At 37.5% G+C, this 20,991-nt stretch carries 17 protein-coding genes; 10 read left to right on the forward strand and 7 right to left on the reverse strand.

What is annotated here, in order from left to right; all coding sequences use genetic code 11:
• The first annotated feature begins 151 nt into the window (after positions 1-151).
• Genes AC4D4A_RS02800 through AC4D4A_RS02815 form a run of 4 tightly spaced genes read left to right on the forward strand, consistent with a single transcriptional unit; the run spans position 152 to position 7,912 of the window.
• Positions 152-1,225 carry a Wadjet anti-phage system protein JetD domain-containing protein gene (locus AC4D4A_RS02800; RefSeq protein WP_490994489.1) on the forward strand — a complete coding sequence of 358 codons (1,074 nt, stop codon included), beginning with the start codon at positions 152-154 and terminating at the stop codon, positions 1,223-1,225.
• Positions 1,216-2,727 (forward strand): hypothetical protein, encoded by a 1,512-nt coding sequence (locus AC4D4A_RS02805; RefSeq protein ID WP_490994490.1) that lies wholly within the window; start codon positions 1,216-1,218, stop codon positions 2,725-2,727. Before AC4D4A_RS02800 ends, AC4D4A_RS02805 begins: the two co-directional genes overlap by 10 nt.
• On the forward strand, positions 2,728-3,474 hold the full coding sequence (locus tag AC4D4A_RS02810; protein ID WP_490994491.1) for a DUF6063 family protein: 747 nt from the start codon (positions 2,728-2,730) through the stop codon (positions 3,472-3,474). It begins immediately after the preceding gene.
• Positions 3,452-7,912, forward strand: a complete 4,461-nt coding sequence (locus AC4D4A_RS02815; RefSeq protein ID WP_490994492.1) for a coiled-coil domain-containing protein — start codon at positions 3,452-3,454, stop codon at positions 7,910-7,912. Before AC4D4A_RS02810 ends, AC4D4A_RS02815 begins: the two co-directional genes overlap by 23 nt.
• Positions 7,913-7,971: 59 nt before the next feature.
• Here AC4D4A_RS02815 and AC4D4A_RS02820 read toward each other — a convergent pair whose 3' ends face one another.
• Positions 7,972-8,271: a TIGR04104 family putative zinc finger protein gene (locus tag AC4D4A_RS02820; RefSeq protein ID WP_490994493.1), complete on the reverse strand. Its 300-nt coding sequence runs from the start codon at positions 8,269-8,271 to the stop codon at positions 7,972-7,974.
• Between the two features lie 246 nt (positions 8,272-8,517).
• Between AC4D4A_RS02820 and AC4D4A_RS02825 the strand changes: the two genes are divergently transcribed.
• The 3 genes from AC4D4A_RS02825 to AC4D4A_RS02835 all read left to right on the forward strand — a co-directional run bounded on the left by AC4D4A_RS02825 (position 8,518) and on the right by AC4D4A_RS02835 (position 10,509).
• On the forward strand, positions 8,518-8,895 hold the full coding sequence (locus tag AC4D4A_RS02825) for a PH domain-containing protein (protein ID WP_490994494.1): 378 nt from the start codon (positions 8,518-8,520) through the stop codon (positions 8,893-8,895).
• 317 nt (positions 8,896-9,212) lie between these two features.
• Positions 9,213-9,497, forward strand: coding sequence for a hypothetical protein (locus tag AC4D4A_RS02830; RefSeq protein ID WP_139891914.1), 285 nt, complete (start codon positions 9,213-9,215; stop codon positions 9,495-9,497).
• Positions 9,498-9,681: 184 nt separating this feature from the next.
• On the forward strand, positions 9,682-10,509 hold the full coding sequence (locus AC4D4A_RS02835) for an MBL fold metallo-hydrolase (RefSeq protein ID WP_490994495.1): 828 nt from the start codon (positions 9,682-9,684) through the stop codon (positions 10,507-10,509).
• A gap of 305 nt (positions 10,510-10,814) precedes the next feature.
• On the opposite strand, the gene AC4D4A_RS02840 is transcribed toward AC4D4A_RS02835, so the two are convergent.
• Genes AC4D4A_RS02840 through AC4D4A_RS02855 form a run of 4 tightly spaced genes read right to left on the reverse strand, consistent with a single transcriptional unit; the run spans position 10,815 to position 15,715 of the window.
• Complete coding sequence (locus AC4D4A_RS02840) at positions 10,815-11,819, reverse strand: SDR family oxidoreductase (protein ID WP_490994496.1); 1,005 nt, start codon at positions 11,817-11,819, stop codon at positions 10,815-10,817.
• Complete coding sequence (locus tag AC4D4A_RS02845) at positions 11,816-12,751, reverse strand: bile acid:sodium symporter family protein (RefSeq protein WP_140461476.1); 936 nt, start codon at positions 12,749-12,751, stop codon at positions 11,816-11,818. Before AC4D4A_RS02845 ends, AC4D4A_RS02840 begins: the two co-directional genes overlap by 4 nt.
• Position 12,752: 1 nt before the next feature.
• A complete protein-coding gene (locus AC4D4A_RS02850; RefSeq protein ID WP_490994497.1) occupies positions 12,753-14,501 on the reverse strand; it encodes a thiamine pyrophosphate-binding protein in 1,749 nt (582 codons plus the stop codon).
• Between the two features lie 11 nt (positions 14,502-14,512).
• Positions 14,513-15,715 (reverse strand): iron-containing alcohol dehydrogenase, encoded by a 1,203-nt coding sequence (locus AC4D4A_RS02855; protein ID WP_490994498.1) that lies wholly within the window; start codon positions 15,713-15,715, stop codon positions 14,513-14,515.
• Positions 15,716-16,131: 416 nt separating this feature from the next.
• Here AC4D4A_RS02855 and AC4D4A_RS02860 point away from each other — a divergent pair, with 416 nt between their 5' ends.
• On the forward strand, positions 16,132-17,004 hold the full coding sequence (locus tag AC4D4A_RS02860; protein WP_490994499.1) for a glycoside hydrolase family 73 protein: 873 nt from the start codon (positions 16,132-16,134) through the stop codon (positions 17,002-17,004).
• A gap of 208 nt (positions 17,005-17,212) precedes the next feature.
• Positions 17,213-17,554, forward strand: coding sequence for a DUF3221 domain-containing protein (locus AC4D4A_RS02865; protein WP_490994500.1), 342 nt, complete (start codon positions 17,213-17,215; stop codon positions 17,552-17,554).
• A 437-nt stretch (positions 17,555-17,991) separates the two neighbouring features.
• Here the strand turns inward: AC4D4A_RS02865 and AC4D4A_RS02870 are convergent, their stop codons facing one another.
• Positions 17,992-19,206: an MFS transporter gene (locus AC4D4A_RS02870; protein ID WP_490994501.1), complete on the reverse strand. Its 1,215-nt coding sequence runs from the start codon at positions 19,204-19,206 to the stop codon at positions 17,992-17,994.
• Positions 19,203-20,246 carry an ArsR/SmtB family transcription factor gene (locus AC4D4A_RS02875; protein WP_490994502.1) on the reverse strand — a complete coding sequence of 348 codons (1,044 nt, stop codon included), beginning with the start codon at positions 20,244-20,246 and terminating at the stop codon, positions 19,203-19,205. The genes AC4D4A_RS02870 and AC4D4A_RS02875 overlap by 4 nt, the downstream gene beginning before the upstream one ends.
• A gap of 218 nt (positions 20,247-20,464) precedes the next feature.
• Between AC4D4A_RS02875 and AC4D4A_RS02880 the strand changes: the two genes are divergently transcribed.
• Positions 20,465-20,974, forward strand: a complete 510-nt coding sequence (locus AC4D4A_RS02880; RefSeq protein WP_490994503.1) for a hypothetical protein — start codon at positions 20,465-20,467, stop codon at positions 20,972-20,974.
• Positions 20,975-20,991 lie beyond the last annotated feature (17 nt).

Raw genomic sequence — 20,991 nt, forward strand, 5'->3', positions numbered from 1 at the left:
TAAACAGATGCTTTTTTTAGTGTTTTTTTTCCTATTTATAAGCCGAAAAGCAGAAAATCTTGTGTATAATAATACGTATCGACAAAATTCTCCAAGAGAAAATAGGTTATTTTTTGATATAATCCTATAAGTAAGTTGAAGCAAGAAGAAGGTGGCAGTTATTAATAAGGTTGAAGTGAGAGTTAGACAGTTTATAGAGGATATACAGCATCCTCAGCAAAAGAAAAAATTAAATGTAAATGTATTGGAGAGCCAATTAAGAATACATATAGAAGACTATTTTGATATGGATGGGTATACATTGTTTCACGATGTTATCGAAAGACTCGTTGAAGAGAATATTCTTATACCGATACTAAATAAACAAACAAATGGCCGGCATCCAGCCTTGCCATTATTTTATTGGGTTAATATCAAAAAAGAAATCACTAAATGGGATCGTCTTGAGATGCTTAAGCTGAATGATCGATTTGATTTTTCTTATTATGAAAACCATCCGGAATGGCAAACGGAAGATGAATGGTTCAGGGTGAAAAACCTTTATTCGTTTCTAAAATCAAGTCAGGATAGACAAATTGTTTCGCTGGAAGAGCGGAGTCTTGAGCTTTTCGGTCATGAAAAATTTCTAACTGACTCTGATTTATTCCCTGAGGGAAAGGGATTTCTACAAAGAATCGGCGTATCGATGGAAGAATTAAAAAGTATGAAATTTGGAGAACCATTTGTTTTTTGGTTGAAGCCAGGTGCTCAGATAGCCGACATTAAACGTGTTTTAATAGTAGAAAATCTATCATTCTTCCATACTTGCGTTCAATTGCTGGAAGAAGAAATATTAGATTACGAACCGGAACTGATTATTTATGGTGAAGGTAAAAAGATTGAAAGGAGCTTCTCCTTCTTCTTTAAACTTTTCCCGAAGGATTCCTCCTATTTATTTTATTATGTAGGTGACTTAGATGCAGAGGGCTACAGCATTTGTATGAGATTGATAGATAAATATCAAGAATGCACCATTCAGCCTGCTTTAAAAATCTACCGCAAAATGCTTGACTGCATGGTTCAGGCAAATTCGGAGACAGGACAGGTACGTAATGAAATACACAGGGAACGATTCTTTTCCTGGTTCACGGAAGAGGAGCAAAACAGCTTGAATGAATTATGGGCTGCCAAAACCCGAATTCCGCAGGAGGTTTTAACGATTGAAACGTGGAGGAGATGGATGTGAACGAATCGTGGGAAGGCTTTTCTCAAAGGATGAAACGATTGAATCCTTTGTTCGAATTGGGAAAAGGAATGGAAATCGGTGAACTCAAGCCTTATATACAGACTATATTAATGCAAGTTCTACTGACCATGTTTTATCGTGAATTAAATGATGATGATGGCCGTAGAAAAACCGACATTTTACATATGGTTGAGGACAGCATTAAACAAATGAAGCTGACGGCTGATGAAAAGCAAATAGAAAGAATTACGAATGGTCTCTTATTTCAGGGGAAGGAAGAATACAGCAAGCCATTTGAATCCTTATATTTTGATGAAACGAAACAGGTATGGGATACTCAAACCTATCGTTATGTGATGATGGATGAACTGTATACAAACCTGGAGATGGGTGGATCCATCGTTTATAAATTAACCGATGTTGCACAAGAAATGATTTTTATGAGTCGGGAAATGGCGGAAGAGTTCTCCATTACGATTGAACAGCTATATAGTATGCAGCTGATTAAAAATGGCAACTTCAAAAAAGCGACACGGAATTTAGATCACCTCATTTCGAGAGTGAATCGTTTAATGACAAAGGAATATTCCTTTCAGAAAGAGATGATGAACAACCCGAAAATTCTTCTCCTGGAGCAAGAACACCAAAGAGAGGAAAACCGGTGGGAGATTGAAGAGCAATTCGAGGAGGAGAAAAATCATTTTCGTACCATCTCGTCTATGATTGAAAAAGCGAAACGTACTGAAGAAAATGGGTTGGTTCAAAAGGAATTAATTCTTCTCCATGAAAAAATTGAACATACCAGACAGCTTCATGACCGGTTTGCAAAGCTGGTTATTCAAAATATTTCATATGAGATGAAATTAAAAGCAGAAAATCCTTCTCTATTTTGGGAAAACAGCCTTGTTTCATTCCGAGAGCATATTTATGAAAATTGGTTAATGAAAGAGGGAATTAAAGACTTCGGTTTGATTGATCAAATTATTGGACCGCTATTTTCACCCAAAAATGAATTTATTCTCCCACTGGACTGGATTTGGATGGAGCAGGAATCGGCACATACACTCCAAATAGAAGATACGAATCAAGATGAGGATGAAGAAGAAGAATTAATCAAGCGAGTAACAGATTGGTCCTCTGTTATTAAAGCATGGAAATATGTATTTGAGTATATACAGCAATATGGAGAATTTTCATTAGCGGATTTAGCAGATATGCCTATGGAAATACAGGATCAATGGTTTGAGGAAAGCGAAACGATTGATTTATGGATGTTGTTTGATAAGAAACCTCTCCAAATCATGTCTCCGACAAGGAAATTGGAAACATTGACGGATGAACGTGAAATCCTCCTTCATCGATTAATGAATGAATATCCACAATTTTTATCATTGGAAGGTCGTCATATTTATACGGAGTTTGATCATCGATCAGATCCGATTTATTGGTATAGGACCAAAATGACACCATTTAAAATTTGTGTCCGGGAGGAACTCGAATAAATGAATAATGAGATTATAAAAAAAGCTTCGCAAGTGTACTTTACTTTACTAAAAGAAAAAGTAATTGATGAAACGAGCGAGCATTTTCAAACCTACTATGAGCCGGAAGTCAGACAAACTGTCCTATTACTGGCAGATGAATCCGGAACCTATATTATAGAATCGCCTAAGCGTATCCATTTAGTAGTACAGCCGGCAGGGTCGGTCTTTGCAACTAATTTTACCCATATGAAGGATAAGCACAAACAAATAGAAAATAAGAAGTATTTTAATTTAATGAGTGTCATCCTAATGGCTTTTTTGGCTATGGTGGATAAGAATCAGGCAGCCAGAATTCGGACAAAGCGTGAAGGGATAACCTATTATGCATTGGAACGCCAGGTTAATGAATTGATTACAAACTGGAATCGAATGTTAAAGGAGGACCCTTCCTTTGGCGAGGAACAAGCCATTGATATGCCGGATATCGTGACTACATGGGTCCATATGGTCATAGAAACGGATGATTTCGGCACAAAGAAAGGGAACAGGCGCACTCGTATCGGACTGATTACGAGTGCTATGAGACTGCTCGAAACTGAAGGGCTGATTGTGATTTTGGACAAGGATGATATACCAAAAGCTGTTCCGAAAATGGAGTTATTTGAACGGATTGAATTCCTTTACCATGATTATGACCGTTATGAACAAATGAAGGAACTTATGAGAACGGAGGAACAGGAGCATGCCGAAAATCCATCGCATTAGAATCGTCGGACTGAAGTATGACGGGATGCAAAAGCAATATAAGGACACAACCTTTGATTTTCACAATGAACAAACATCAACAAACGGATTAATCGCGATGATGAATGGTGGCGGAAAAGGGGTTTTTCTGCAATCCATCTTTCAGGTGCTCAAACCGGGTACAGCATGGGGCAAACAAAATAATCGTTTTTATCAGCAATTTTTCTTTAATAAAAAGGAACAATTTGCACCGTATACTTTCCATATATTAATCGAGTGGGAACTGGATGGTTCCGATGGGCGGCATTTAGTGACCGGTGGTATGTTCTCTGCTGAGCAAAAGAAATTGTTGGATGAGGATCTCAATGAAGAAACAGGTTCAGATGAGCGTGAAGCTAAGATTGTTCCGAATATCACTTTTTATGCCAGAGAATTTGATCGTAAAGAGGATGTAGCATTAGAGCATATTCCTCTATACGAGAATGGACAGGTTGCTGATCCGGAAGAACTGAAAGATTATTTTAAATGGAATGGATTCGATGTATATCGAGACATAAAAAAACATTACCGCATTCTTGATACATATGGCATTAATCGAAAAGATTGGGACATTATGAAAGAGATTAACAGGGATGAAGGCGGAGTTGGTAAATATTTCGAAGGGGCAGAGGATGATCATTCCCTTTTTCAAAAGAGAATTATCCCAACAGTCAGCCAGGTATTAAATAAAGCTGAAGCGCAAAAGAATGACCTAATCGAAATCTTTAAAAGCCAGGCCAGTATCGCAAAGGATTTGCCGGTTTTACTTAAAAGAGAACAAGCCCACAAGGAATTTTTAGAGGATATTGTTCCTTTTGAAGATCATGTCAGAATCGGTGTAGAGCATGAAGAAATTGTACAAGCAAGTACGAAGGAAGGCCAGCAGCTCCTCGGTGCTTTGGACCATGTCATTAAGCAAGAAAAAGAAGAGTTAATCTCACTAGAAACAGAGATTGAACAATTAACGAAGCAACTGTCTGTCCTACGCTTTGAAAAGGATAATTTGGAGTATGCCAAGGCCCATCAGGATGTACGTAAGTGGGAAGAGCAGCTTCAGAAAAACAAAGAGAAACATGAACAGCTGAAGGAAGTTGTCGCTGAAAAACAAGCAATAAGGGACGAATTCACCTTCTCCTTGTTATTAAAGGAATGGAGTGAATTTGAAAATACGATTCTTAATCTGACTGACCAAATGAGTAAACTTGAACAAAATAGTGGATTAGAACAAGTGAATCAACGAATGGAAGAAATTAAAGCAGAGGTTACAGAGGAATGGGAAAAGGCGAATCTAGATATTGCCAAATCAAATAACCAGTACCATGCTTACAAAAAATACCTGACTAAACGGATTAAAGAATCAAGTGGTCATGATAAACAAAAGACGATTGAGATCGCTAAATTAAGTGCAGAAATTCTTTCTATTCAGGATGAGCTTCAAACTTTTGAAGTGAAATCAAAGGAAATGTCCACCCAATTTGGTGACCGTGTCACATATGATTTATCTGGGTTAATCAGTCATTTTAAACAAAATCTAATCCAGCTTCAGGAAGAGTTAAAACAACTGCAGGAGAAGGATCAACAAACACAGGAGTTTCAAAATGAACTGTCCGGTTCCTTAGGAACATTGCGTGAATCACTGAAACATCTGAACACCAAACGAGATAATTGGAAAGAGGCTTACCAAAAGCAGGATTTAAAAGAATCCTCTATTTTAGAACGGATGAAATTAGTTTTGGATGATGTCTCACCATCCTTGACCCATGCTCTATTATCCAAATACGCTGCCGGAATTGAAGGTCAATTAACGCAGAATCAGGAAGAGAGTGAACAGGTTAAAAAAGAACTATGGGAGAGTCAGCTAGACCATTATTTGAACGATGAGAATTTTTGGATTGCTAATCAGGATCTAAAAGAGTTTAAAGAGTGGATTGATGAAAAAACAGGCATAGATGTGTTCTATGGGACACAGTACCTGCAATCATTGGATGAAGATGAACGTCTTCATCACCTGGAGGCCTATCCTCTTTTACCGTTCGGGTTAGTCGTCAGCCAGACTCAATGGGAAAAGATCAATCATCATCTATTACAGGGAAGGCTATTCAAAAGCCCGGTACCTGTTTATTTGAGAGAAGAGATGAATGGTAATCCGGTATCTTCTTTTGTTGTTTTGCACGGTGAAGAACATGAACTTATCACAAACCGTAATGAATTTATGAAATGGAAGGTATCAATTTCAAAGAAAATTGAAGAGAAAAAAGATGTTTTAGATGAGCTTGGAAAATCAGAACGATCTCTTCGCCGTTTATATAACGAATTAAACAGAATGACGGATACAGATCTTTGTGTAGATATTGCCAAATTCATTGAACAGGAAGAAAAGGAAATATCCAAGGTTGATACGGAATTAAAACGAACTGTTCAAATCCTCGATAAAGAAAAAGAATTACATGCTCAATTACGTGAACAAATCAATCAAAAGCTAGTGAGAATCGAGGAATGCGGAAAACACGTAGATGTATTGGAAGCATTTATTCTGGAAAAAGAAAAATATGACGAACATAAACAATTACTTGAAGCTAAAGAAACGCATAAATCTACTCTTATTGCACAGCAGGCTGAGATTGCCAAGGATTTAGATGAGCTGAATGATAGAAGTGCTCAATGGAATCAAACTTATTTGGAATGGAAATTGGCTATCGACCAGAGTATTAAGGAAATCGCGCAATTTGTAAATACAGCTTCATTTCCACCTGCAGAAAAAATGGAGGGTAACGATGAAGTACCAAGCTTGTCCCTGCATATATTAGATAAAATCATGGGGCAATTGAATGAATTAAAACTCTTGCAGCGCTCCAAGGAAGAACAGGCACAGGAATTACTTACATTAAAAGCACAGAAAGAAGCTGAAATGTCTCAGAAGTCTAAATTGGAGAAGAAGCTATCCAAGCAACATGAAGACTGGAGAGAAAGGCCTGTACCTGATGAACCTATCAGTATATTAGAGGGTTTGCAGCAAACTGCTCAAAAAGAAGCAAAAGAAGCAGATAAAGAGGAGCGTAAGCAGGATAAGGAAGTAACCGTTGCAGAAACCTCTCTTAATCTGGCAAATGAACAAGCGAAAAAAGCACAGAAAAAGCTAAGCAAGCATGAACAAGAGCCGGAAAAATGGGAAGATCAGGATCTGGATGTTAAAGAGGTAGAAATTAAAGACCGAACTAAATTAACCAAAAAACAATTGGATCAGACTGAGAAGAAGCTGAAAGAGACAAACGAACGTATTAATGGATATGAGGGAGACCAATTAACATTATCCGTAATCCTCAAGGAAAACCCAGTGCCTTATACAGATGAGGTCGTGGAGAGAATCAAAAATCAGGGGAAATCATGTATATTAGCCTGGTGTGAAGCCCACCAAAACTTCATTGAAGAAAAACAGGTTAAACATGCCAAGCTTGAACAATCGCTTCGTAAGCTAAAGCTGACCATTGAGGATAAAGATTGGGAGCTTCGATTTAAAAATGAAGTTTTGACCTCATTAGATCATATGGATACGCGCCATTATGCGCATATTGAAACGATTATTTCGAATATGAAACGATTTTCAAGAAGCGGCTTGGAGCAATTGGACCGTGATAAAGAACGAGCTGAAAAGGCGCAGGATTTCTGGGCAAGCCGTGCGAGTATGAAGGTTATGAGTATGTCCGATGCTATACGTTCCATGATTGTGAAAATGAAAATCAAAAATGAGCGTGGAACATTCCCACTGGTTCAATTAAAGGAAGATCTATTGCCTAAAAATGCGGAAGAAGTGGAACCACTTTTAAAGCAGCATTTCGTTATGGCAATTGATAAAATCACGAAGCAATTCGAGACAATTGATGATCACAATAAAGCTCTGGAGGTTGAAATCAAACAATTAATCAGTGATGAACAAATACTGTTTGTATCTCTTCGCAATCGTTTCCCTGAGCTGCTTGTTTATAACATGCGTACAGATAACGCATTCATGTATGGACGGCCTCAGAAGGAACATTACTCAACCTGGAAAACTATTAACCAAGGTTCTAAGACGAAGTCAGACGGAAGCGGCGGCCAAAAATTATCTGCCCGGATGGTCATGATGATGATGCTTCTATCCGTTAAGAGTGAAGCAGATAACAGCTGGGTATCATTAGTATGTGATAATCCATTTGGCCAGGCGGCATCAGCACACGTTCTTGATCCAATTTTTGCGGTGGCAGAAAAACTGAAATTCCAGTTAATCGTTGTTACACCGCCAGAATTAGTGAAAACAGAGATCAGCCAGCGCTTTGACTCTTATTACAAACTTGATTTTGTCCGTGAAAATGGTAAAGAGATTGTGACTGATACGGTGGTACCTTCCTACCGAATTTATCAAGGTGAGGAAGTTTTACAATAGAATTGAAGGTAAAAATAGAGAAAAGGAGACTGTTAGAATTTCTAAGCAGTCTCCTTTTTTCACCATAACGGCTCTTCTTTATCAGTCAATTGTAAAAATAAAGGCATTGATAATAAAACAACAAGCATTAATACTAATTCGATGATGATTACAGAGGGTAAGGATAAATTAAATAGTACCGTAAAAGGAATGGTTACTAGTGGAAATAATACAACAATAGAAGTGAGTTTTCGTGAATACGTGCTTTGGTACTGGTTAGCTCCACAATTATTACATTTCATATTTTTGCGGAATGACGCTAATTTTTTAAGCGAATCACTCCATGACCATTTGCTGCCGCAGTTTTGACAAGTTGGCACCGTAATTCCTCCTTTATTGAAGATCCTTAATACTCTAATTGAATTTGAAAATAGAGTGGTGGGATGGAAATAAAGACATCCACCAAGCATCCTATTTGTAAGTTCATATCTTTCATATAAATACAGAACCTGTATCTTTTTTGTCGAACACTTGTACAAATATATTATAGTATTTAATTCCATTTTATATAAAATCATTAGTAAGGTATACTTTAAGTAATCAGAATCATAAAGGAGGATGCATAGATGGGAATTTTAGATGGGTTAATGGGTAATTCTTCAACTGTAAGTAAGGATGAAGTATCCAAATCTCTAAAAGAAGTATTGTTTCCAGGTGAAGAAGTTCAACAAGCGTACAAGTTAATCAGGGATATGATTGTATTTACGGGCAACAGACTTATTCTTGTAGACATACAAGGAATGACGGGGAAAAAAGTTGAGTATCATTCCATTCCTTATAAAAGTATCACTCATTTCAGTACGGAAACAGCTGGAACATTCGATTTGGATGCCGAGCTTAAAATTTGGTTATCTGGAGCAAATATACCAATAACTAAGACATTCAAAAAAGGCAGTAGCATTGAAGATGTTCAAAAATTGCTTGCATATTATGTTTGTGGGTAAATAAAAAAACAAATCAATTAATAATGGGAGGGCGTTTTAAAACGCTCTCCCTTTTTATTGTTCCTCTTACCTAATACCATCATAAGAAATATAATCCGTAGTCTTTTTGCTTCATATAATCATAAAAATCCCTACTAATAAATAAACATTTTTGTGTAAATTGGAAATAATGAAGGACATTATAAATTTGTGACGAATATTATAATATGTGTCTAAATTGTGAACGATATGAATACGTTTTATCAAAACGAACTATTTATTTTATGTCTAATTCTATTTATAAAGCGCTTTCATTATTATGAGAGGGAGGAATTATAATGAATGATCAACAAATTGTAAAATGCGGAAAATGCCAAGGAAATCAAGTGAAAAAACTAATTACTGTCTCTGATATGATGTTTTTGGCTATTTTGATTGCATGCTGCATCCCAATGCCAGGTTGGTATTTAATCCCGATATTTATGTTCATAGGCTTTTTGGATGTAAAAAAAGGGGGCTTCCGCTATAGCTGTACTGGATGCAAATCCAAGTTCAGAGTAACGAAGGAAATTAATGCAGCATTTACTGAGTTTTTTAGGGCTCAGAAGACACTAATTAAATAAGAAACAAATGAACGGGGACCAGTTAAATAGAAACTGGTCTCTTTTATTTATCTAACGAATACAGGAGTACTTGCGACTTAAGTTGTAGATCATATCATCCTTTGTCAGGACGTAAAAATTCTTGGTAATTCATATACTTAACACATAAACAACTGAACCAAATTAAAGGGATGGTGCTATAAAAATGAGTACACTTTACATTTGTACAACTTGCGGGACACAAACGGACTACTTAAATGACCCACCGGTGAAATGTTTAATTTGCAGTGAGGAAAGACAGTATATTAATCCTAATGGGCAGCAGTGGACAACAATGGAAGAGATGCTATCTTCAAAACAATTTAAAAATGAAATAAAGTATGAAGAAAAAGATTTGTACAGTATGAAAACAGAACCAGATGTTGGTATCGGTCAAACAGCATACATCGTTCAAAGCGATAATTTTACATTGTTATGGGACTGTATTACTTATATTGACCAATTAACCGTCGATAAAATAAAAAAAATGGGTGGCTTAAATGCACTTGCATTGTCACATCCTCATTACTATTCCAGTCAGATAGAATGGGCTGAAGCCTTTGATATCCCAATCTATATACACGAAGACGACCAGGAGTGGGTATTAAGAAAAAGTGAAAAAATTGTATTTTGGTCAGGAGAATCTTTAAAGTTGTCTGAAGGATTAATCCTTCACAGATTAGGTGGCCATTTTAAAGGTGGCACTGTCCTTGAATGGAATAAAGGAAATCATCATAAAGGAATTTTGTTGACAGGAGATATTATTCAGGTGGTGGCTGATCGTAAATGGGTTAGTTTTATGTATAGTTATCCCAATCTGATTCCCTTGTCTGCTAAAAAAGTAATGGACATAGCCGATAAAGTAGCCAAAATGAACTTTGACCGGATTTACAACGCTTTTCATCGTATCATTCAGAAGGATGCCAAACAAGCCGTTCAAAAATCTGCTGAGCGATATATACAAGCGTTAAATGGGACTTTATTTGAAACTTAAGTAGAACAAGAAGAGAAAAACTTTTAGGAAAACTGTTATTAAATAAAAAAATGCCTTTTAGTTATAGAACCCAAAAGGCTTGTAACAAACGTATGGCCACCCTTATTTAAGAACTGATACACGTCTTGTTCCCTATATTCATTTTAGTCGAGATAATTACAAGTAATTTAAATTGGCGAACCTGACTTTACGTTTAGTACTTAGCACTAAGATGTAATCATCTTGACTTATCTTAGAACTTTTAGCATCTGCTCCCATTTGTAAATTATCAATTAATGTTACCGTATTATAATGAAATAAATACGTTAATTGTATGATTTCACATCAATTCGGTACTGATGACGTTGACTTTTCATTTTAGCATTGTGCTTCAGGTAGTATTCAAATACTTCTCTTGTTGTATAAGTTGGAGTATATCCAAAAATGTTTTTCAGTTTAGTGTTATCTAGAACAGGTCGATAGCGAAGGAAGTTAACCTGTTCCTCTCCATATTGAGTTAGGGATAATCGTTTTAAGATATAAAGAGCCCATCTTACGACTAATACAGGGATCCGTATGACTGGCTTGTATAATATATAGGCAAGTTCATCGATTGTTAGCTTACCATCACCAGCAACATTAAAGATTCCTGTCACATCACCTGTAACGGCCCGTTCGAGACAGCAAGCGACATCATGATCCCAGATAAAGACGAATGGGCTATCAGATCGAGAGATGCCAATTAAGGCTTTCTTTTCAAACAGAGCGGTAATCTGATTGTTCACTGTCTCGCCAAGGATGGTACCTATTCGGAAGATGACCTGTTCCAGTTCTGGGTGAGTTTGACGATATTGAGCTAATAACTGTTCAACCAACCTTTTGTGATAGGAATATGCAAACTCCTTGTTGCCCCGAATCGGCACATCTTCTGTAATCCAATCAGGATTGTCTGGATGATAGCCATATGCAGCACCGCTTGAGGAGACGATAAGACGTTTCACGCCATTGCTGACGCAAGCCTTTAGAATATTTTCTGTACCGAGAACATCAACGGAATATTCCAGTTCACGGTTGCTCTTTTTTCCTGGTGTAACGATAGAAGCCAGGTGGACGACCGTATCGATACGATATGTGGCCATTACCTTATGTACATCCTCTGAGCGGATATCGAGCTGTACATATTCTATGGTAGTGTCGGAATAAAATATAGGCTTTTCTTGAATATCAGTAGCGATAATGTGAATAGGTTTCCCGTTTTTTTCTGCCACAGATAGTCGTTGGACAAGAAGGCTTCCTAAATAACCTGCCGCGCCTGTTATGAGTACATTCATGTTTTCACACTCCTGGCTGATTCTTGGACGGTTTCTTTATGAGGTGGCCGCTTTGACCAATAAGTAGCAATGGTAAGCCCAGATATAATATGCCAGATTGCCCACCAGGCAGCTACTATGGCCATACCACCTAGTCCGTCAAAGAAATTAAAGATCAAAACAAGTCCTAGTCCTGAGTTTTGGATCCCGACCTCAATCGAGATGGCCCGACGATCAGCAATCGGAAGCCTTAACAGCGAGGAAGTGGTGTAACCAATGACTATGGCAAGTAAATTATGAATAAATACAATGATCGCAACCATCCCAATGAACTCAATAAAATATTTAAAATTTGCTGCCAGTGAAACGATGACAAAGCCTAGGAAGAAAACAATAGAAGCTTTTTTCGCCCATTTGTTGATTTGCTGGGCTTTTTCCGGATATTTATGATTGATATACATCCCGATAGCAAGCGGTAACCCGAGCATTAGAAAGATTGTCACTAGCAAGTCTTGCGGACTGATAGTAAAGGATTTGAGCAAACTATCTGTTGGTCCATAAAGAGAACCCCAAAGCAAGGTGTTAAAGGGAGTCATAAAAATAGCCAGTACGGTTGAAATAGCCGACATGCTGATGGATAATGGGGTATTACCTTTAGCTAAGTAGGTCAAGAAGTTAGATAAATTGCCGCCCGGACAAGCAGCTACCAAAAATAATCCTAGAGCGATACTTGGTCTTGGCTGTATGATAAGGACGAGTAGATACGTAAATGCCGGAAGCAAGACGAATTGACAACACAGCCCGATTATAGCCGGTTTTGGGTTTTTAACACTTTGCTTAAAATCTGCCAATTTTAAGTCCAAAGCGACCCCAAACATGATAAACCCGATTAAGATATTCATAATTGTCAGTGAAGTTGCGTTGAAATTTAATTGGATATCATCGATATTCATGCTATTTACCCCTTGGTTCAGCATGCATTTCTTTAAAATATTTTAAGCCTGGTGCCCACATATGCTTGACTGGATCTACATCAGCATGAATAACCGAACAAATCCCGCTTCGGATTGATCGCTCAAGGGCCTCGCGGAATTCAGTTGGATTATTGGCATATTCCCCATGTGCACCCATGCTTTCAGCTAACTGTTGAAAATTGATATTGCCCAGGTCTGTATTAATGCTTTCTTCAGGGCTGAGGGTTTTCTTGATTAAGGTCTTAATTGGCTTCATGGCTATATGCTGATTAATTTTTACCATTCCCCATTGACGGTCGCAAAGAACGATATAGATAATATGCAAGCCATTCCGCACTGCTGTTTCAATCTCTTGTGGATGAAAGCCCATTGCTCCATCTCCAATGATGCAGCAGACAGGTACATCTGGCTTAGCAGCAGCTGCGCCGAGCGCCTGACCGACACCTGCCCCGAGCATCCCGAATTTAAATGTCGAAATGACTGTTCCCGGTTCTCTAACCTTATAATAGAAATTTGTCCAAATGGCTGTATTTCCGCCATCAATAACAAGTGGTGATTCTTTTGGAAATACCTCACTGCATATAGCAGGAATATGAGCTGAGTTCATCGGAGTGGCATGATCATTTAGATGTTCGTTAAGCTTATCCCTGTGCTTTTGCTTATCTTCAAGGTATTTGGATAGCAATGCTTCGCGCTGAAGGTAGTTCAATTGATCCTTGAAGGGAAGAAGTCGTTGATATAATTTTTCTAAAAAGATTTTTACATCTGAGAGTATGCTGACCTCAGTTGGCTTATTTGCACCGAGAATAGAAGGATCTAAATCGACTTGAATTACCTTTTGGTTATTGTTCCAGTAAGGTGCTTTTCCCCACCAATCTGTTTCTCCTATCCTTGAGCCTAGCACTAAAAGCACATCTGCTTCATTGCGAACCTTGTTATTAGCCTCAATATGAACCATTGGTAGCATAAGGCGGTTATTCTCTGAAATAGCGCCTCGTCCGGCCCAACTTGTTGTAATCATCGATTGTAATAATTCCGCAACCTTCTCAAGCTCATTGAAGGCGCGTGCATGAATGACTCCGCTGCCAGCATGAATAACAGGAAATTTAGCTGTTATAAGCAGTTCAACCGTTTCATCTAATTGTTGTTTATTTGGTTCAGGTGGCTGGGTTACACGATATTGGCTAGCCCTCCAAAATGAAAGGTCACATTTCACTTTCGTATTGAGAATATTTTCCGGTATATCAAGATGAACGACTCCTGGGCGTCCTTCGAAACATTTTCTTAAGGCGGTGCGGAGCATTTCTGGAATCCTATCGAATGAAGGAACTGCTTCGCTCCATTTCGCAATCTGGCCAATCACTGCTGTCTGATCAAAGCATTGATAGGTACCTCCACGGTCTGGGTACATGATGCCGGTCCGCCTGGCACTGGTAATCACAAGCACCCGGTTACCTTCTGCCTGCTCGACAACTAGTCCAGGAAGGATATTGGCTACTCCCGGCCCATTGCTGGCCATGCAAACTCCAAGCTTACCAGTCAATCTGGCATAGGCTCCAGCCATGTGGGCTGCGCTCGTCTCATGACGTGGAGAAATCAATTCAATACCATGGTTCTGTAAGTTTGAATAGAATCCAAAATAAGTTCCATCAATGATGCCAAATAATTTTTCAACATTCTCAAGGCTTAGCATTTTTGCGATGACTTCGCCGCCACTCATTTCAGCCATAATATTCCTCCTTAATCATTACGATTATATTGATGAATCAAATCAGGGTTCAATACTTGAAATAATTGATGAAAAATCTTTTCAGTATCCTCTTGAGTTGGAATCCTGCGGTTTGTGTCAATACCATTGCCGCAAAGAGTGAGCGCCGTTAATTCCTTTATTTGTGAGGAACACATTTGTTCCGTTGGGATGTATGGTCTTCCTGTCTCCCAAATTTGAAACTGCTCATTATATTGATAGACCAGTTTAAGTATTTTTCTGGCCAGGGCTGATTTGCTTTCATTGGGGTTGTGTCCAATAGCAACGGCCAGTTCTGCATAACGATCTTCTGCATCTTCAATTCCGAAGTCAATTACAAATGGATGCAGGAGTGCAACACTTAAACCATGGGGGATTTTATATTTTGTCCCTAAGGCTCTGCCTGTGGCGTGTGCTAAGTTAGTTGATGAATTTGAGAATGCTATTCCAGCATATAAACTGCCGATCAGTATATCATCATAGGCTTGTTGTTCATTTGTTTTTATGTAAACGTTTGGAAGGGCGTTGGTGATTTTCTTGAAGGCTTGAAGAGCATAGAAGTCTGTTAATTCAGTTGCTTTTGTTGAAACATAAGCTTCCATTGCATGGGTAAGTGCATCTAAGCCTGTATATGCGGAGATGGCCGGCGGTAATTTCTTGATCCAATAGGAATCTAATATGGCCGCATCCGGTACAAAACTTGGATGAGAGGGATTGCGTTTAATGCCAGTTTCATCGTCAGTAATGACCATAACTTTTGTTGCTTCTGATCCTGAACCGGCTGTGGTTGGTATGACAATCAAGGGAAGACGATTAATTTTGGATTCTTGCTGGGTGGTAAGTAAAGTATGCTCTGAATTAATGGCAAAGACAGAAACTGCCTTAGCGAGATCAATTACACTGCCACCACCGATTGCCACAATACCATCACAGCCTTCTGAGAGAGCTGTATGGGTGGTTTTTCTCACCTGACTGAAGGTTGGTTCACCTTTGTCGCAAATATAGAGTTGAAACGATATCCCTTGTTTTTCAAGCTTTGAGAAGAGATGCGTTTTCGCATCTTTGTAAAGCTTTCCTGAAATCATGATAAAAGCTTTCTTGATTTGCAGCTTTTGGATTGTCTCCATAAGCTGTATTCCACTAAACCCGCCTGTCAAAATTATGGCAGGTTTTAAAATAGATTCGATAAAGATCACTCCTTCAGTATGGTGTATACGCTTACATTAATGGATGCAGAAAAGTTTCTAATATTATATCTAAGGAAGATTATAAAGATTTGAAAGTTCAAAAGCAATATTAATTCAGAAAATTTAAAATATTAGATTTTAATAACAGGATAATATTTTTAGTCGAAATAAAAATTTCATGGTTTTTTCTATCCAAACTATTATTCTGTATTTAGACAAAGAGGTGATGATGGGTACTAAACAATGAGTTTATTCTAATAGATTACCAACCATTACATATTATTGAAGAAACTTTCATTTAAAGTTTTCCTCAATTTGATACAATATAATTTGATAACGTACTAGATAACGTTTATAGTAGTTATCTACTGCTTATCCTGACTTTCTTCCGGTTAAATGTCGAATTGTCAAAAGGAGAAAATCAAATGAAACCTTTAAAGTTAGTATTCTTCGCAATGATTGCGTTTATGATATTTGTTCTTTGGAAAATGTTCCCGACTGAGCAAAAGACTTTTATTACGAATGATCGAATGAAGGAAATCCAGTCAATAGTGGATGATGCAAGTAAAGGAAAAGTCCAGGCCAACTGGCAAAATGTCGCTGCTATTGCAGCTATTGAATATAATATAGACACTGCAGCGCCTTACAATATCGAACAAACAACTAATCTGTTTATCGAAAGAGAAGGAAACGAATATAAGCTTAAAAATATTGAAGAAGTAATGGATACGTTAAATTATACAGATGAACAGAAATCTCAGGTGAAATCCTATATAACCTACTTGGATTCATTTAAAAAAGGTAATAAAAGCAATCAATATGAATTTATTGCTAAAATAGAAAGTGCCGCTGTAGATAATTATAAGGAATATGGTATATTGCCATCCATTACAATTGCGCAGGCTATCCTTGAATCTGAATGGGGAAAATCAGGACTGTCTCAGAAGTATAATAACTTGTTTGGCATTAAAGGCCATAACTGGGATGGGGCCGTTGCAAGCATGGACACAACGGAATTTCATAATCAAAAAACGAAAAGTGATTTCAGAGCCTATAATTCGATTGATGAGTCCATCGATGACCATGGTGCATTTCTAAAAGAAAATCAACGTTATGAAAAGCATGGCCTTTTTGAGGCTAACACCTATATGGAACAGGCTCAAGCATTGGAGGATGCCGGCTACAGTACGGCTGAGAATGAAAAAGGCGAAAAAATATACAGTAAAATGTTAACCGATATAATTCAGCAATATCAGCTACAGCTAATTGATAGCAATGTCACTTCAGATAAATTATAAAAACAAGCGTATGTGTCATTTTGCACATACGCTTGTTTTTTATTCTTAATAGGTGATTTTTGGATTAACTGCATAGAATTAAAATCGATTCTCTTAATGGGAATCGGTCTTTTTTTTGACCGTGATCTCTCAATCTGCGAAGATTTACGACAAAAGGATGTTTACGCAATGCGGAATTATTGATAAAAGAGAGATAGGAGGTGGTAGTATGAGCAAAAAGTGGAAGTGGATTCTTTCAGTTGGTGCGTTCGGATTGGTCGCCATCATCATCTTTCAAACCATCGACGAAAACAAAGGACCTGGAACCGAAGGTACTATTATTCTTGGTAATAACGGGTCAACCCATATTGTGCTGGATTCAAATTTTAAGGACGACGACGCGAATTTAACCCTTCGCGAAATCCGCGCCAAATACAAGGACGTCGGCAGGCTTTCCATTCACCAAAGCACCTACACCGGCAAACTGAAACACGGACAAAAGGTCAGAGTTTGGATAAATCATGTGGACGAATCCTTCCCGCCGATTTATAGGGCGACAAAGATTGAATAATTATAAGAATATTACTAATTTTGTTGCATGAGGAAGTACTAACTAACTCAAAATTTCATTTAGAGATTCACCAATTACCTACATACGAAATCATTTGGAACGTTGAATCAATACTCGGAAAACTATATTCCACCTCTTTCGGTTCAAAACGATTTCTTGAAAATAATGTGGAAAAATTTGAACAGGAGCTTAGAGAAGCCCTGCTAGATGTTTGTCAGTCGGGAGAATATAAAGAAACAGTAACATTGTCTGTAATTTTAGGCATAAAGAATCAATAGATAAGGAAGTTATTTCTCTGATGTTCAGCCATAAAGGAGGAGGCAATAGGCAATAGAGTTCATAAAAAGGGTTGGTGTTTATAGTTTTATGTCTCAAGCATTCAATGGATAAACCGAGAATTACTTCTGAAATCCTCGGTTTATTTACCATTCAGTCATTTATTTTACTTGTATAAAGGATGTTCTTCCTGTGTTCTTGAGCGTTATAAAAAAGTAATACAAACCGGGAACAAAAATGATCGTTCCGATTATTAGAAATACCGGCCTTACCCCTAAATCCCAAAATGGAGAGGAGGCAAACAGAATTCCTAATGGCATAGTGAGCCGGAGGAAAAATAATCGAACGGAGCTCAATTGTGCTAAACGTTCTTTTGCTACACCTTTTTGAAACATGGCGGCACTTTGTGCATTAAACAAAGGAAATAATATACCTCCACTTAGTTCACACAACCATGCATAAGGAATGGAATGTGTGAAAAATAATAATATAAAAGATAAGCCTCCACCCATTAAACCGATGTACATGAACAAAGGGGATTTAGGAAGTCTTGTTAATACCCATGTGCAAATAACATACCCAACAGGAAAGGCTGCAGAAAAGATCGCATACTCCCAATATTCTCCGTCCAAGCTTCCTCTAATAAAAGGGACGCTTAAAACCATCGTGGCTCCCACGGCAAATTGAACGGTAGAAGAGAGAAGCGTCAATCGGAAAAGACCTGGATATTGAAAAAACATTTTATATCCTTCCTTCATCTCTTTCCACCAAAATCGCTTTGTCCAGGCAGATACGGTCTGTTTAGTATTATCTGGCAGACGTTTAAGAGAAAGAAAGCTTATAAAGAACATAATTGCAGAAAAGACATAGATGAAGTGAATGGGGATGAACAATAAAAATAAGGAGGCAGCTCCCGGTGCGAGAAAGCTCATAAGACGAAGTGTGCCGTCCAATAATGCATTAGCATTTACCAGTTCCTTGTCCTCACAAAGCTCCGGAAGAAGGGAGAAAGAGAGACTTGCATAAATAGGCTGCATTAAACCCAGTAAGCATTGCAATATGAATAAACCGATAATAGCGCCATTCTCTGAGAGAAAAATAAAACCCAATAAGGGAAGTAAATAAGCGAATGAGCGAATCAGCTGTATATTTCGCAAAAGCTTTTCTTTAACCATGTAATTTAAGAATGGAGAGCTGATGCATTGTAAAATTAACGAAGGGATAAAATAAATCAGCCAAAGTATACCCATCCATTCTTTCGAATCGGTCAATTCATATAGTAGCAATCCATTGACAATTCCACCAGCTGCTCCGCCTAATTCAGAAACAATTTCTCCAATCCAAAGTGCTTTAAACGATTTTGAATAGTTTTTCATAAAGAGTTACCCAAATAATGAAATAGCTTAGTTGAAAAATCTTTAAGCTGAGTGGCATTAATTGAATAGATTCCTTTATCTGCACGAATAAATTTAGCCGATTTTAAAATGGAAAGCTGATGATGCAGAGTTGTCTTTGAAATTAAAAATTGGAAGCTTAATCCCTGCAGGGACATTGGACCTTTAATTAATTGATAAAGCAGCTTTAATCGAAGCTCATCCCCAAGTGCTTTATGGCCATTAATTAATTCCTGTGAAGGGACATCTGATTGCCTAAAATAGTCTTCTTTCACTGGAAAGAAAATCAGTTTGGTATCTACTGTGCGAATTTCGAGTATCCATGGTCGGTAAGAAACATGAGGGACCATCTTAACAGTCCATACGGAAGGTTCCGGTATATAATTCGCTCTGCCGCTAATTTGCTCTATGATCTCAGTTGGATTCTTTGCTTCCAATGATTGATGCTGTTTTTCTTCAAATTCCAGTGCTTTTAGCCATTTACTCCATTCCTCGAAGCTGCTTACCCAATGATGCCACCCATCTATAATGGCTTGATAGAGGGCACATATCTCTTTGAATTTATATTTACCGAGATTAAGAACGTAGTCTTCCAAATAATCATGATCTGAAAAATGTTTACTATACTCTGTAAACAAATGCTTTTCCTTATAATTCGTCGCTGTTTTTATACGGGATTCTTCACAGACCCGATTTTTATAAGGTAGTACAGTTTCGTAAAAAGTATTTGGCGAAATTTCAGCCAAAGCATCTAGAAACTCGTGAATAGAGGATGAAGAAAATTTTGCTTGTAGCATTATAAGCCCATACCAAAGGTTTGTATTTTCGATTTCTTTTAAATCCTTAGCAAGAGATATTGGCAGTTTGTTTTCCCAAGAGGACCATATGGCTTCCTGCTCAAAGGTATGCCGCATCTTTTCATGAGTATAGCCAGCTATACCAAGGATGACTTCCCAAATAGGTGAAGATTCTACTTGTATAGATAACGTTTCTATCGATTCAAACGAATAAAGATCTTTCATTCCATCCCCTCCATTTTTTGGAATATATATAAATTCTAAATTAGTTGAATTACATATTCAATATATTTTGAAAATTAATTCATTTCAATGTTGATTAATCGATTTAAATTTGTGTTTATTTAGACTTGCTAGTTTCATATACTGTTTTTTTATCTTCACTTTATTTCCATATTATGAAAAAATGATAGGGAGAATAAATTTTAAAAGGAGTATTTTTCTTGGGTCTAGCATTATGGCTGTTCTCTTCTTTTACAAAAAAACAAATGATGATTGGCATAAGTGTCATTCTTTTATTTACCTTATTGCATATAATCCTGATCGTTTATGATCAATCAAAAGTAAACACCATTCGGAGTCTTTCGCCTGACTCAACACATACATTATTAATGAAAGAGAATAAACTTACTGGAGAAACGCGCTATTTTAGAGTCTATTATCATCTTTTTTCTCGTGAAAAGGATACACTTCCTTATCAGACAAAAGGAGACTTTTCCGTCAAATGGCTGGCTGATGATGTTGCGGCAGTTACATATAAAGCGAAAGATAATAAAGTTCATCAGTATATTGGGACATATGGATACAGAGGAGATCAAAATTATAAAAATGTAGGTCCAACTCTATCAGGTAAATGGATAAGTTACCGAGGAGAAATCCTGGTAGATACACAAGGAATTCATATCAGGGTAGAAGAGGAATCTAGTGATTATACTTGGGAAGAAGTTGTCTAATTTGGAACCCTAGCAGT

Source organism: Pradoshia sp. Z5_111, assembly GCF_058267535.1.

What these genes read in the sequence shown, in the direction of transcription:
- AC4D4A_RS02805 (WP_490994490.1), top strand. Translation starts at nt 1,216, where the DNA reads ATGGATGTGAACGAATCGTGGGAAGGCTTTTCTCAAAGGATGAAACGA.
- AC4D4A_RS02810 (WP_490994491.1), top strand. Translation starts at nt 2,728, where the DNA reads ATGAATAATGAGATTATAAAAAAAGCTTCGCAAGTGTACTTTACTTTA.
- AC4D4A_RS02815 (WP_490994492.1), top strand. Translation starts at nt 3,452, where the DNA reads ATGCCGAAAATCCATCGCATTAGAATCGTCGGACTGAAGTATGACGGG.
- AC4D4A_RS02825 (WP_490994494.1), top strand. Translation starts at nt 8,518, where the DNA reads ATGGGAATTTTAGATGGGTTAATGGGTAATTCTTCAACTGTAAGTAAG.
- AC4D4A_RS02830 (WP_139891914.1), top strand. Translation starts at nt 9,213, where the DNA reads ATGAATGATCAACAAATTGTAAAATGCGGAAAATGCCAAGGAAATCAA.
- AC4D4A_RS02835 (WP_490994495.1), top strand. Translation starts at nt 9,682, where the DNA reads ATGAGTACACTTTACATTTGTACAACTTGCGGGACACAAACGGACTAC.
- AC4D4A_RS02840 (WP_490994496.1), bottom strand. Translation starts at nt 11,819, where the DNA reads ATGAATGTACTCATAACAGGCGCGGCAGGTTATTTAGGAAGCCTTCTT.
- AC4D4A_RS02845 (WP_140461476.1), bottom strand. Translation starts at nt 12,751, where the DNA reads ATGAATATCGATGATATCCAATTAAATTTCAACGCAACTTCACTGACA.
- AC4D4A_RS02850 (WP_490994497.1), bottom strand. Translation starts at nt 14,501, where the DNA reads ATGGCTGAAATGAGTGGCGGCGAAGTCATCGCAAAAATGCTAAGCCTT.
- AC4D4A_RS02860 (WP_490994499.1), top strand. Translation starts at nt 16,132, where the DNA reads ATGAAACCTTTAAAGTTAGTATTCTTCGCAATGATTGCGTTTATGATA.
- AC4D4A_RS02865 (WP_490994500.1), top strand. Translation starts at nt 17,213, where the DNA reads ATGAGCAAAAAGTGGAAGTGGATTCTTTCAGTTGGTGCGTTCGGATTG.
- AC4D4A_RS02870 (WP_490994501.1), bottom strand. Translation starts at nt 19,206, where the DNA reads ATGAAAAACTATTCAAAATCGTTTAAAGCACTTTGGATTGGAGAAATT.
- AC4D4A_RS02875 (WP_490994502.1), bottom strand. Translation starts at nt 20,246, where the DNA reads ATGAAAGATCTTTATTCGTTTGAATCGATAGAAACGTTATCTATACAA.